The 13746-nt window shown below is 54.7% G+C and carries 11 protein-coding genes; 7 read left to right on the top strand and 4 right to left on the bottom strand.

The annotated features are described in order from the left end of the window. Window positions 1-103: 103 nt before the first annotated feature. A complete protein-coding gene (locus OGX94_RS01790) occupies window positions 104-2536 on the bottom strand; it encodes a glycyl radical protein (RefSeq protein ID WP_003831600.1) in 2433 nt (810 codons plus the stop codon). Window positions 2537-2541: 5 nt separating this feature from the next. Next, entirely contained in the window at window positions 2542-3441 is a 900-nt protein-coding gene (locus OGX94_RS01785) for a glycyl-radical enzyme activating protein (protein ID WP_008784219.1), read from the bottom strand. A 132-nt stretch (window positions 3442-3573) separates the two neighbouring features. Between OGX94_RS01785 and fsa the strand changes: the two genes are divergently transcribed. Next, a complete protein-coding gene (gene fsa / locus OGX94_RS01780) occupies window positions 3574-4236 on the top strand; it encodes a fructose-6-phosphate aldolase (protein WP_063940650.1) in 663 nt (220 codons plus the stop codon). A gap of 86 nt (window positions 4237-4322) precedes the next feature. Here the strand turns inward: fsa and moeB are convergent, their stop codons facing one another. Further along, entirely contained in the window at window positions 4323-5072 is a 750-nt protein-coding gene (gene moeB, locus OGX94_RS01775; protein WP_126318713.1) for a molybdopterin-synthase adenylyltransferase MoeB, read from the bottom strand. Continuing rightward, complete coding sequence (gene moeA / locus OGX94_RS01770; RefSeq protein WP_008784221.1) at window positions 5072-6307, bottom strand: molybdopterin molybdotransferase MoeA; 1236 nt, start codon at window positions 6305-6307, stop codon at window positions 5072-5074. Before moeA ends, moeB begins: the two co-directional genes overlap by 1 nt. A 174-nt stretch (window positions 6308-6481) precedes the next feature. On the opposite strand from moeA, the gene OGX94_RS01765 reads away from it, so the two are divergent. From OGX94_RS01765 to gsiD, 6 genes are all read left to right on the top strand, one after another. After that, window positions 6482-7270, top strand: coding sequence for an aminoglycoside adenylyltransferase family protein (locus OGX94_RS01765; RefSeq protein ID WP_257661524.1), 789 nt, complete (start codon window positions 6482-6484; stop codon window positions 7268-7270). Between the two features lie 190 nt (window positions 7271-7460). Continuing rightward, complete coding sequence (iaaA, locus tag OGX94_RS01760; protein WP_003836974.1) at window positions 7461-8426, top strand: beta-aspartyl-peptidase; 966 nt, start codon at window positions 7461-7463, stop codon at window positions 8424-8426. Next, a complete protein-coding gene (gene gsiA, locus OGX94_RS01755; RefSeq protein WP_257661525.1) occupies window positions 8413-10284 on the top strand; it encodes a glutathione ABC transporter ATP-binding protein GsiA in 1872 nt (623 codons plus the stop codon). Before iaaA ends, gsiA begins: the two co-directional genes overlap by 14 nt. A 27-nt stretch (window positions 10285-10311) precedes the next feature. After that, a complete protein-coding gene (gene gsiB, locus OGX94_RS01750) occupies window positions 10312-11850 on the top strand; it encodes a glutathione ABC transporter substrate-binding protein GsiB (protein WP_257661526.1) in 1539 nt (512 codons plus the stop codon). Window positions 11851-11896: 46 nt separating this feature from the next. After that, window positions 11897-12817, top strand: a complete 921-nt coding sequence (gsiC, locus tag OGX94_RS01745) for a glutathione ABC transporter permease GsiC (protein ID WP_048235754.1) — start codon at window positions 11897-11899, stop codon at window positions 12815-12817. Window positions 12818-12819: 2 nt separating this feature from the next. Continuing rightward, window positions 12820-13731, top strand: coding sequence for a glutathione ABC transporter permease GsiD (gene gsiD, locus OGX94_RS01740; RefSeq protein WP_003831612.1), 912 nt, complete (start codon window positions 12820-12822; stop codon window positions 13729-13731). Window positions 13732-13746 lie beyond the last annotated feature (15 nt).

Below are 13746 nucleotides of genomic sequence, written 5' to 3'. Positions count from 1 at the left end.
CGGGGAGAATCGTTGTAGGCCGGATAAGCGTCAGCGCATCCGGCAATGGGGAGGGTAGCGTGCCGGATGGTGGTGCGGAATCTCATCCGGCCGACAATATTGTTTACAGCATATGTTCAGTACGCGCGATGATGTCGTCTTGCGCATCCGGAGAAAGCGCAGTGAAGAAGGCGGAATAACCTGCTACACGGACCACCAGGTCACGATATTGATCCGGGTGTTTTTTGGCTTCCAGCAGCGTTTCACGGGAGACAATGTTGTACTGAATATGCCAGCCTTTGTGCTCTTCGAAGAAGGTGCGCAGCAGGATCATCAGCTTTTGCTTATCGGATTCATTTTCCAGCGTGGCCGGGTTGAGCTTCTGATTTAACAGCACGCCGCCAAGAATCGAACCGGTCGGCAGTTTACCCACCGAACCAATTACCGCCGTTGGGCCGAGATGGTCCGTACCGGAAGCCGGACTGGCGCCTTCTGCCAGTGGAGTGTGTGCTTTACGGCCATCCGGCGTTGCCATCGTTGCTGCGCCAAAAGGCACGTTTGCAGAAATAGACGAGGTCCCGGCGTAGTAATTGCCGCCAACCGGGCCACGTCCGTAACGCGGATTATGATACTGTTTCAGTTCATCGATATAGGTCTGATAAGCGCGGGCCAGCAGCGTATCAACGCTATCGTCATCGTTACCGTATTTCGGCGCGCCGTTGATCAGTCGTTGGCGTAACTGCTCATGGGTCAGACCGTCAAAATCATCGGCCAGCGCGGCGGCCAGCTGTTGTTGACCGATAGCACCCTGTTCAAAGACCAGTTTCTTCACTGCAGCCAGGCTGTTACCGAGGTTGGCAATACCCACCTGCAAACCCGATACCCAGTCATACTTCGCGCCGCCTTGCTTAATGCTTTTCGCCCGCTCAATGCAGTCGTCTACCAGCGCGGAGCACAGAATATCGTGCACGTTCTCTTCCAGCATGGTATCGACGACATACTCAATTTCGATGGATTTACGCGTGTAGTAGCGGATCTGTGTATCCCAGGCGTCCATCACTTCGTCGAAATTGTTGAAGTTACCGGCTGAGAGCGCTTTTTCCTGTGGCAGAAAGACTTTGCCACTGGTGGCATCGCGCCCACCTTCCAGTGCCGCCAGCATCACGCGGGCAAAGTTAATAAAGCTCATGCCGGTGCAACGATAGCCCCATTTCCCGCCAACAGCGGTTTCGATACATCCAATAGCCGCATAGTCATAGGCGTCCTGCGGTTCAATGCCCAGCTTAATGAATTCCGGTATGACGATTTCATCGTTGTTAAAGGCGGGCATCCCGAAGCCGCAGCGGATCACCTGCACGCAGGCATCGAGGAAGTCATTACTCATCCCCGCGTGATAACGCACGCTCAGGTTTGGCTGCGTAGAACGCAGGCGGCCGCAGGACTCCAGAATGGCGTAGGAGAGCGGGTTGACGGCATCCATCGGCTGACCGTTGACCAGATTTTGACCACCAATGGTCACGTTCTGATACAGCGGACTGCCCGCCGAGGCTTTCGAATGGGAGCCGGAACGGATTTTGTTCACTTCCAGCAGTTTCAACCAGCAGCTGTGCAACAGTTCAATAGCGTGCTCACGATCAAGGCTCTGGTTCAGTTCGACGTCGCGACGATAGAATGGGTAGAGGTATTGATCCATACGACCAAACGACACCGAGTGACCGTTAGATTCAATTTGCAGGATCAACTGGATGAAATAGCACAGCTGCAGCGCCTGCCAGAATGTTTTTGGCGGCTCATGGGCGATAACATCACAGTTTTCCGCCATGGTCAGCAGTTCATCTCGACGACTGGCGCGAGTTTCTGTGGATGCCATTTTACGAGCCAGCGCGGCAAAGCGCTCAATGTGCAGGCTGACGGCCTCCAGCACGATATCTATCGCTTTCAGGAACTGATCGCCATGGAGGTCTTCCAGACATGTCAGATTGATGCGGGAGCGACGTTCATCGACTTTGTGACGCAGGCCGTCGAGACCTTTTTCCAGCAGCAGCGGGAAGTTTACCGCCAGGTGCGCGTCGCCGGAGGTCATGTTACCTTCGGCTTTGATAATGCCGGTTTCCAGCAGCCCTTTCTGCTCATCAGTGAACATCCCGTAGCAGCGATCCTGCACGGTTTGACCACGCCACCATGGGCACACCTCATGCAATACACGTTTGTTCTCTTCGCTTACCGCAAATCCTGCACCCGGTCTGTCGGCGAGGTCGTCGATCTCTTTTTCAATCCAGGAGACGGTGTATTCCGGGAAAATAGGCGCGGCACGCACTTCGCTTGCCTGGTTACCAATGATCAGTTCGTCATGTTTGATCCAGATGGTGCGTTCCGCCAGATGATGGGCTAGTGCCAGTGCGCGACGTACCGGGATAGGCTTATCCAGGTGTTGCTGATACATCTCGGTATAGTGCTGGGCGCGCTCGGTACAAACCGGTGGTTTCACGATGTGGATCAGGGCCGTTTTATGCGCTTTGATACGGTCGCTGAGTGTGTCCAGTTTCAGAGTGGTCATGGCGATTATCCTCGTAGGGTCGCGGTTAAACCTTTAAGGCTGGCGTACTGCTGGGCAAATTCGAGCAGTGCTGGCGCATCAAGCGGTTTATCCGGTGCGTTGTAGGGTTGACTGAGTAAGTGGTATTTGTTGATGCCCAGGGTGTGGTAGGGCAAGAAATGGATCTCACCGACGTGAAGCTCATCGGCGGCAAAATCGGTAATGGCCTGAATAGCAGCTTCGTCTGCGTTGAATCCCTGAATCAGCGGTACGCGGATAATCATTTTTTTACCGGCGGCAGCCAATTTTTTTAGATTTTCCAGTACGCGAGAGGCACGCCCATCGGTCCATTGTTTAAACGGCGCATCCGCCACGTGTTTTAGATCGGCCAGAAATAGATCGACGTCAGGTAATGATGGTTCAATATACTTCCACGGGACATGCAGACAGGTTTCCACTGCGGTATGAATGCCGGCGTCGTGGCTGGCCTTGAGTAACGCTGCCGCCAGCTCTGGCTGCATAAACGGTTCGCCGCCGGACAGGGTGAGGCCCCCTCCGCTGCGATCGTAAAACGGTTTATCTCGCAATACGGTCGCCATGATATCGTCCACGCTTTTTACCTCTCCGCAGACGGTTAACGCCTGAGTCGGACAGCAGTCGGTCAGTACGGTGAGAGCGTCATCGGTCAGTTTTTCGCGATGAATAAGTAATCCGCCCAGCGCCCGTTCAATCACCGCGGGTGCAGCCTGAGCACAGAGATCGCAACCGTCGAGGCACAAACGCGCGTCATAAAGCAGGTCCTGCGTGCGGGCGCGGCTTTCCGGATTCTGGCACCACCGACAGCCCAGGGAGCATCCCTTAAGGAACACCACGGTACGAATACCGGGGCCATCATGCGTGGAGTAGCGCTGGATATTGAAAATCATAAGCGACCTCTTTTCTTTCGTATAAAGATTAAATTACTTTCGAATGAAAGTTATATTGACATGCGTCAACTAACCGTGAGGTTTCGCCGTGCTACCTTTTATTCATGCTAATTATTCGTTTGAGGAAAGCTTATGGAACTCTATTTAGATACGTCTGATGTTGATGCGGTAAAAGCTCTGGCGCGCATTTTCCCGCTGGCAGGGGTGACCACTAACCCGAGCATTGTGGCGGCAGGGAACCAGACGCTGGAAGTACTACTGCCGCAACTGCAGGAGGCGACGGGAGGGCAAGGGCGTCTGTTTGCTCAGGTGATGGCGACCACCGCCGAAGGGATGGTCAGCGATGCGCGTAAGCTGCGGGCAATCATTTCTAATATCGTGGTCAAAGTGCCGGTGACAGCAGAAGGTCTGGCGGCTATAAAATTGCTGAAAGAAGAAGGGATCCCGACGTTGGGTACTGCGGTATACGGTGCAGCTCAAGGGTTATTGGCTGCTCTGGCGGGTGCGGAATACGTTGCGCCATACGTTAACCGCGTGGATGCGCAAGGAGGGGATGGCATCCAGACGGTGACCGACCTGCAGACGTTACTGAAAATGCATGCCCCGCACGCCAAAGTACTGGCAGCCAGTTTTAAAACACCGCGTCAGGCGCTGGATTGTCTGCTGGCGGGCTGCGAGTCCATCACGCTACCGCTGGATGTTGCTCAGCAGATGATTAGCTCTCCGGCAGTTGATGCTGCCGTCGCGAAGTTTGAGCACGACTGGCAGAGTGCATTTGGACGCACGTCGATCTGATGCTGTTACCGGATGGCGCTAACGCTTACCCGGCCTACGTTGGAGCCGTTGTAGGTCGGGTAAGGCGAAGCCGCCACCCGACTTTTTTACTGCCCGCAAACCTCACACCCCGGGTTGCGCATTAGCTTCATTTCGCGAAACTGGCAGGTCATGGCGTCGTACATGACGATTTTTCCAGACGCCGGTTTACCATAGTTTGCCAGCAACTTAATGGCCTCCATCGCCTGTAACGAGCCAATCACGCCGATCAGCGGGGCCATCACTCCTGCCTCGACGCAGGTCAGGGCGTTTTCACCGAACAGACGACTCAGGCAACGGTAGCATGGCTCTCCTTCCTGATACGTAAAGACGGTAATTTGTCCTTCCATGCGAATTGCCGCCCCAGAAACCAACGGAACCCTGGCGGCGAAGCATCCGGCATTCAGCTGATTGCGGATGCTGATGTTATCCGTACAGTCCAGCACCAAATCGTGCTCGGCGATCAGCGCGTGAATCTGGTTTTCTTCCAGCAGCGCATTCACTGGCGTAATGGCGATGTAAGGGTTAATCCGCGCCAGTGCGTCGCGGGCGGAGAGCACTTTGGGCTGTCCAACGGTCGCATCGCTATGCAGCGTCTGGCGTTGGAGGTTCGACACGGAGACTGTGTCAAAGTCGAGCAGGGTTAAATGCCCGACGCCAGCGCCCGCAAGGTACTGGGTTGCTGCGCATCCCAGCCCCCCCAGACCAACGACCAGTACCCGCGCATCTTTGAGCGCTTCCTGACCTTCGAAATCGAAGCCGCGTAGAATGATTTGCCGGTTATAGCGCATCATCTCCTGGTCGCTGAGTTCTGCCATTACAGGCCTCCAAACAGTGCGTTAAACGGCTCGACCTCAACCCATTCTCCGGCCTCAACGTTACCGCGATCGCGCTCCAGCACGATAAAGCAGTTGCCCTGGCTAAAGGAGCTAAAAATATGCGAGCCCTGGTGTCCGGTGGTGGTGACTTCCAGTTCGCCTTCCGCGGTACGCTGCAATACACCACGTTGAAAATCCAGACGCCCTGGCGTTTTCTTCAGGCGTGAGGCGGTGCGCACGCGCTGGCGCGGAGGTAACCCACAGGCGGTGTTTCCGCTGAGTTTCGCCAGCAGCGGTTGCACCAGCTGATAAAAGGTGAGGGCTGCAGACACCGGGTTACCCGGCAGGCCGCAAAACCAGCTGTTGCTCAGTTTACCAAACGCGAACGGTTTACCCGGTTTGATGGCAAGCTTCCAGAAGGCAATTTCTCCCAGCTCTTCCAGAATGGTTTTGGTGTAATCCGCTTCGCCTACCGAAACACCGCCAGAGCTGATGACGACGTCGGCCTGGCTGTCGGCTTCGATAAATGCGGCTCGCAGCGCGTTGGGATCGTCGCGAATAATTCCTAAGTTGATCACTTCGCAGCCCAACTGCTGCAGCATCAGGTGAACGGTCAGACGGTTTGTGTCATAAATCTGCCCGTCGCCCAGCGGTTGACCCGGCAGTTGCAGCTCATCACCGGTGGAGAACAACGCCACGCGAACTTTGCGAACGACCGGTACTTCGGCAATGCCGAGTGAGGCCAGAACCGGAAGCTCGGCGGTTGTCAGACGAGTTCCGGTGGGGAATACCACCGCGCCGTTTGCGATATCTTCACCGCGCAGACGAATATTTTGTCCGCTGCGGACCTCGGCGGTAAAACGCACACCGTCGTCAGTTTGTTCCGTTTGCTCCTGCATCACCACCGCTTCACAACCGGCAGGCACCGGGGCACCGGTCATAATGCGGATGCAGGTTCCCGCAGGCCACTCGCCGTGGAATGGTTGACCAGCAAAGGCTTTGCCAGCCACCGCAAGAGGCTGGTCTGATTGTAAATCGGCTAATCGCACCGCATAGCCATCCATTGCCGAGTTATCGAATCCCGGCACATCAATCGGGGAGATGACGTCGGTGGCCAGAATGCGACCAAAGCATTGAACCAGCGGCAGCGTTTCGACGGCGGTGAGTGGGGTAATACGCGAAAGCATCTGAGAGAGAGCCGTTTCAAGCGGCATCAGTCCGGCGGTAAATTCCATGAGAAGACTCCTGCGGGGCAAAATCGAATCTGCTCATTATGTCAGAAAATGGACGCGGACAGTATGCTACCTCAGGCTTAGGATCCGATCTGAGACAGGTTTTCTGCCAGAGAATAGCGCTACAGGAAAAATGCAGTATAGACTCATTATTTCGGCTTTTTTCCAGGAGGCTAAATGGCTGCGATTATCCCGAATTCAATTCGACAACAGGTGAATGCCGCCAGTGCACTGATTGCGCGGATTATCGAGGGCGACCTGGTTGCTGTTCATTTGTATGGCTCTGCTGTTGAAGGTGGCTTAAAGCCCCAAAGCGATATCGATTTACTGGTTACCATTAGGCTGCCACTGAATACCTGGCAAAGAAAAGATCTGATGCAGGGTTTTCTGGAAATATCAGCACCGCCTGGCAGCGTTGATAACTATCGGGCGCTGGAAGTGACCATCGTGGTCTATTCACAACTTGTGCCGTGGCGATTCCCTCCGGCGAGAGAGATGCAGTTTGGCGAATGGTTGCGTGATGATATCTGCGCTGGCGTGTATGAACCGGCGCAGGTGGATCCTGATCTTTCCATCCTGCTGACCCAGGCCCGGCGCGTCAGCGTAGCGTTGTTCGGTGAACCCGCTGAGACGTTATTCAACGTCATCCCTTTTAGCGATGTCGTGCAAACATTTCGGCATATCCTTGATATGTGGCAGCAACCGGGCGATTTAGAAGGTGACGAGCGAAATATCATCCTTACTCTGGCGCGTATTTGGTACAGCGTAGTTACGGGCAATATTGTCGCTAAAGATGAAGCCGCCTCCTGGCTTATACCGCAATTACCCGATGAGTATGCGGATACGCTGCAAGCCGCACGTGCGGAATACCTGGGGTTAACCAAAAAGAACTGGACTGCATCTATGCCGTCTGTTGAACGCTTTGTGTTTTATGCAAAAAAACAGATTGCCGATCGGCTTGAATAATATATTCAACGATGTTGGAAGATACACTTTCTGTTTAACTCATTTAAATAACCTGATGGGATGGGGCGTGAGGTACGGGCCTTTACCTTTACATGACGTCTGCATCTTTCTATATTCAAAAATCGAATCAATAAGTCACAGAAATTCTGATATTTATAACCCGGTACCTGCCACCTAATGGACGAAAAAAATGGGTAAAGCAGTCATTGCAATTCACGGCGGCGCAGGGGCTATCACCCGTTCGCAGCTGAGTCAGGAGCAAGAGTTGCGTTATATTCAGGCGCTGTCGGATATCGTTGAAACCGGCCAGCGGATGCTAGAGGACGGTCGTAGCGCACTGGATGTGGTGACCGAAGCCGTGCGCTTACTGGAAGAGTGTCCGTTGTTTAATGCCGGAATTGGCGCGGTATATACCCGTGATGAAACCCATGAACTGGATGCCTGCGTGATGGACGGTAACACGCTTAATGCGGGAGCCGTCGCCGGAGTCAGCCATTTACGCAATCCGATTCTCGCGGCGCGCCTGGTAATGGAACACAGCCCACACGTCATGATGATAGGTGAAGGGGCTGAGAACTTTGCCATTGCGCAGGGTATGGAACGCGTATCAGCGGATATTTTCTCTACGCCAGAACGCTATGCTCAACTGCTGGCGGCGCGAACAGCGGGTGAAACGGTGCTGGACCATAGCGCGAGCCCGCTGGATGAAAACAACAAAATGGGTACCGTGGGGGCGGTCGCGTTAGATATGTTTGGCAATCTGGCGGCCGCAACATCGACCGGTGGAATGACCAACAAATTACCGGGGCGGGTGGGTGACAGTCCGTTGGTCGGCGCAGGCTGTTATGCCAATAACGCAAGTGTGGCAGTCTCCTGCACCGGAACCGGGGAAGTCTTTATTCGTGCGCTGGCGGCCTATGACATTGCGGCGTTGATGGATTACGGCGGCCTGAGTTTATCGGAGGCGTGTGAACGCGTAGTAATGGAAAAATTACCGGCGCTCGGTGGCAGCGGCGGTTTAATTGCTATCGATCATGAGGGCAATGTCGCCTTGCCGTTTAATAGCGAAGGCATGTACCGCGCCTGGGGATACGCAGGCGATACGCCAACCACCGGTATTTATCGGGAAAAAGGAGATAGCGTTGCCACACAGTGATGAGCTTGATGCCAGCGACGTGCTGGCAGTCAACAATCTGAATATTGCCTTTGAACAGGAGCAGCAGCGCGTCAGTGCGGTGCGCAATCTGTCATTTCGCCTGAAGCGTGGCGAAACGCTGGCGATCGTGGGCGAATCCGGTTCAGGAAAATCGGTAACAGCCTTGTCGCTGATGCGTCTGATTGAACAGGCCGGCGGCGAGGTGACCTGCGATGAAATGCTGCTACGACGCCGTAACCGACAGGTTATTGAGCTGGGTGAACAGAGCGCATCACAAATGCGTCACGTGCGCGGTGCGGATATCGCGATGATCTTCCAGGAGCCTATGACATCGCTCAATCCGGTGTTTACCGTGGGCGAGCAGATTGCCGAGTCTATACGCTTGCACCAAGGCGCCAGCCATGAAGAGGCGATGGTAGAAGCGAAGCGAATGCTCGATCAGGTGCGTATCCCCGAGGCGAAGGCGATTTTATCGCGATATCCACACCAGCTTTCCGGCGGTATGCGCCAGCGGGTGATGATCGCCATGGCACTGTCGTGTCGCCCTGCGGTTTTAATTGCCGATGAGCCGACGACCGCGCTGGATGTCACCATTCAGGCGCAGATCCTGCAACTAATAAAAGTGTTGCAGCAGGATATGTCGATGGGAGTGATCTTCATTACCCACGATATGGGCGTCGTGGCGGATATTGCCGACCGCGTGCTGGTGATGTATCAGGGCGAGGCGGTAGAAACCGGCAGCGTTGAACAGATTTTTCACAATCCCCAGCATCCCTATACCAAAGCGCTGTTGGCAGCCGTGCCGCAGCTTGGGGCGATGAACGGGCATGAGCTTCCACGCCGTTTCCCGCTTATTTCATTGCACGATCCCAGTCATGTAGAACCGCAGACCGAGCAGGACACCGTGGTTGAAGGCGAGCCTATTCTGCGGGTACGAAATTTGGTGACGCGTTTTCCTCTGCGCAGCGGCATTCTAAATCGCGTGACTCGCGAGGTGCATGCAGTGGAAAACGTCAGTTTTGATCTGTGGCCGGGAGAAACGCTCTCGCTGGTGGGGGAGTCAGGCTGCGGGAAATCCACCACCGGGCGGGCGCTGCTGCGCCTGGTTGAGTCTCAGCGTGGGGAAATCATTTTCAACGGACAGCGTATTGATACCCTTGCTGCCAGCAAGTTGCAGCCGCTGCGTCGGGATATTCAGTTTATCTTCCAGGATCCGTATGCCTCGCTCGATCCGCGCCAGACTGTGGGATATTCCATTCTGGAGCCGCTACGGGTACATGGGTTATTGCAGGGCGATGCGGGGTCAAAACGGGTTGCATGGTTGTTGGAACGTGTAGGCTTGCTACCTGAGCATGCCTGGCGCTATCCGCATGAGTTTTCCGGCGGTCAGCGTCAGCGTATCTGTATTGCACGGGCATTGGCGCTCAATCCCAAAGTGATTATTGCCGATGAATCTGTCTCGGCGCTGGATGTTTCAATTCGTGGGCAAATCATCAACCTGATGCTCGACCTGCAGCGAGAATTGGGTATCGCATATCTGTTTATTTCCCACGATATGGCGGTAGTGGAACGGATCAGTCACCGTGTGGCGGTGATGTATCTGGGGCAGATCGTTGAGATAGGCACCCGGCGGGCGGTGTTTGAAAATCCGCAACATCCGTACACTCGCAAGCTGATGGCGGCAGTTCCGGTCGCCGATCCATCCCATCACCGTCCCCAGCGCGTGCTGTTGTCGGACGATATCCCCAGCAATATTCGCAAACGTGGCGAAGAGATTTCCCCCGTTTCGCTCCAGTTAGTTGGTCCGGGGCATTATGTTGCGCGTGGGCAACCAGAAAATGCGCTTTCGCGTTTATAACAGGCAGGCAGGGTTTAGGAGAATAACATGACAAAAATTGTTGCTCGAAAATGGCTGGTTGCTGTGGGAGTGGTCTCTGCACTGGCCGCATCGCCTGGCTGGGCCGCCAAAGATGTGGTGGTGGCGGTGGGATCCAATTTCACGACGCTCGACCCCTATGACGCGAATGACACGTTGTCGCAGGCGGTAGCGAAGTCGTTTTATCAGGGGTTGTTTGGCCTTGATAAAGAGATGAAACTGAAAAATGTGCTCGCGGAGAGTTATACGGTTTCTGATGATGGGCTGACCTATACCCTTAAGCTGCGTCAGGGGGTGAAGTTTCAGGATGGCACCGACTTCAACGCCGATGCGGTTAAAGCTAACCTCGATCGGGCCAGTAACCCGGAAAACCATCTGAAACGTTACAACCTGTATAAGAATATCGATAAAACCGAAGTCGTCGATCCGTCGACGGTGAAGATTACGCTGAAACAGCCGTTCTCTGCCTTTATCAATATTCTGGCGCATCCGGCAACGGCGATGATTTCTCCCGCCGCGCTGGAGAAATACGGTAAGGAGATCGGTTTCCATCCTGTGGGGACCGGGCCGTACCAGCTTGATACCTGGAATCAGACGGATTTTGTGAAGGTTAAGAAGTTCGCGGGCTACTGGCAGCAAGGGTTGCCAAAGCTGGATACGATTACCTGGCGTCCGGTGACCGACAACAACACGCGTGCGGCCATGCTGCAAACTGGGGAAGCGCAGTTTGCCTTCCCAATCCCTTACGAGCAGGCGGCGTTACTGGCGAAGAACAAAAACCTGGAACTGGTGGCCAGTCCGTCTATTATGCAGCGTTATATCAGCATGAACGTCACGCAAAAACCGTTCGACAACACAAAAGTGCGTGAGGCGCTGAATTATGCCATCAACCGCCAGGCGCTGGTGAAAGTGGCTTTTGCTGGTTACGCGACGCCGGCAACCGGCGTTCTCCCCCCGTCGATAGCCTATGCGCAAAGCTATACGCCGTGGCCCTACGACCCGGCGAAAGCGCGCGAACTGCTGAAAGAAGCAGGTTATCCGAACGGTTTTACCACTACGCTATGGTCTTCGCATAACCACAGTACCGCGCAGAAAGTGCTGCAATTTACCCAGCAGCAGCTGGCGCAGGTGGGCATTAAGGCTCAGGTTACAGCGATGGATGCTGGTCAGCGCGCCGCGGAAGTTGAAGGGAAGGCGCAGAAAGAGAGCGGGGTACGGATGTTCTACACCGGCTGGTCGGCGTCTACGGGTGAAGCTGACTGGGCGCTGTCACCGCTGTTTGCATCACAAAACTGGCCGCCAACTCTGTTTAACACGGCGTTCTACAGCAATAAGCAGGTGGACAGTGATTTATCGGCAGCGTTGCAAACTAACGATCCGGCGCAGAAAGCGAAGCTGTACAAAGACGCGCAGGATATTATCTGGAAAGAGTCGCCGTGGATCCCGCTGGTAGTGGAAAAACTGATTTCGGCGCACAGCACCAGGTTGACCGGATTCTGGATCATGCCGGATACCGGATTTAGCTTTGATGATGCGGATTTAAAATAAGCTATTCATTCGGCCCCGCAGCCCAGGGGCCGGCGAAGGGAGCGTGATGCTTAACTATGTTTTCAAGCGCCTGCTGGGGTTGATTCCAACTCTGTTGATTGTTGCGGTGCTGGTATTTTTATTTGTTCATCTGCTACCCGGCGATCCGGCCCGGCTGATTGCCGGACCGGAAGCTGACGCCGAGGTGATTGAACTGGTGCGCAAGCAGCTGGGTCTGGACCAGCCGTTGCATGTTCAGTTCTGGCATTACATGACCAACGTGTTGCAAGGCGATTTTGGCACGTCGATGGTTTCTCGTCGCCCGGTTTCTGAAGAGATAGCCAGTCGTTTTATGCCATCACTATGGCTGACTATTGCCAGTATGGCGTGGGCGGTATTGTTTGGTATGACGGCGGGGATCATTGCTGCCGTATGGCGAAATCGTTGGCCGGACAGATTAAGCATGACGCTGGCGGTCACCGGGATCTCGTTCCCGGCGTTTGCGCTTGGCATGCTGCTGATGCAGATATTCTCCGTTGAGCTCGGTTGGTTACCCACCGTTGGCGCTGACACCTGGATGCACTATATCCTCCCGTCTATTACGCTGGGCGCGGCGGTGGCTGCGGTGTTAGCCCGATTTACTCGCGCCTCGTTTGTTGATGTGCTCAGCGAAGATTATATGCGTACCGCGCGCGCTAAAGGGGTGAGTGAAACCTGGGTGGTGTTAAAACATGGTCTGCGTAATGCGATGATCCCGGTGGTCACCATGATGGGACTACAGTTTGGCTTTTTGCTTGGTGGATCAATCGTGGTTGAGAAGGTGTTCAACTGGCCAGGGCTTGGGCGACTGTTGGTGGACTCCGTCGAAATGCGCGACTACCCGGTGATTCAGGCCGAGGTACTGTTGTTTTCTCTGGAATTTATTCTTATTAACTTAGTGGTGGATGTGCTCTACGCTGCCATTAATCCGGCTATCAGGTACAAGTAAGGATGCGATTTTTTAACTGGCGCCGACAGGCGATTTTAAATGCGATGCCCCTTGTTAAGCCAGAGCAGATACGCACACCGTGGCATGAGTTCTGGCGTCGGTTCCGTCGACAGCACATGGCGATGGTCGCTGGGCTGTTTGTATTGCTCCTGATCATGGTGGCGATTTTTGCCCGCTGGCTGACGCCATTTGATGCCGAGAATTACTTCGATTATGACCGTTTGAATGATGGGCCGTCGATGCTGCATTGGTTTGGCGTTGACTCACTGGGACGGGATATTTTTAGCCGCGTGCTGGTTGGCGCGCAAATCTCGCTGGCGGCAGGGGTCTTTGCCGTGTTTATTGGCGCGGCGATTGGTACGGTACTGGGGCTGCTGGCGGGATACTACGAAGGCTGGTGGGATCGACTGATCATGCGAATCTGCGATGTGCTGTTCGCCTTTCCGGGGATATTGCTGGCGATAGCCGTGGTCGCCGTGCTGGGCAGCGGAATTGCTAATGTGATCATTGCCGTGGCCATTTTCTCCATTCCAGCCTTCGCGCGCCTGGTGCGCGGGAATACGCTGGTGCTGAAGCAACAGACGTTTATTGAGTCTGCGCGCAGTATTGGTGCCAGCGATGCGACCATCATCTTCAACCATATTCTGCCTGGAACTGTCTCATCGATCGTGGTCTTCTTTACCATGCGAATTGGTACGTCGATTATCTCTGCCGCGAGCTTGTCATTCCTGGGATTAGGCGCACAGCCGCCGACGCCGGAGTGGGGGGCAATGCTTAATGAAGCGCGCGCTGATATGGTGATCGCGCCGCACGTGGCGATTTTCCCGGCGGTAGCGATATTCCTGACGGTGCTGGCGTTTAACTTACTGGGAGATGGTCTGCGCGACGCGCTGGACCCGAAAATTAAAGGGTAAACCGTAGGCCTGATA

The organism is Citrobacter sp. Cpo037 (genome assembly GCF_030332945.1).
GTDB classification, from domain to species: domain Bacteria; phylum Pseudomonadota; class Gammaproteobacteria; order Enterobacterales; family Enterobacteriaceae; genus Citrobacter; species Citrobacter portucalensis.
Note: the sequence above shows the minus strand (reverse complement) of the source record. Positions and strands in the feature narration are given on the sequence as shown.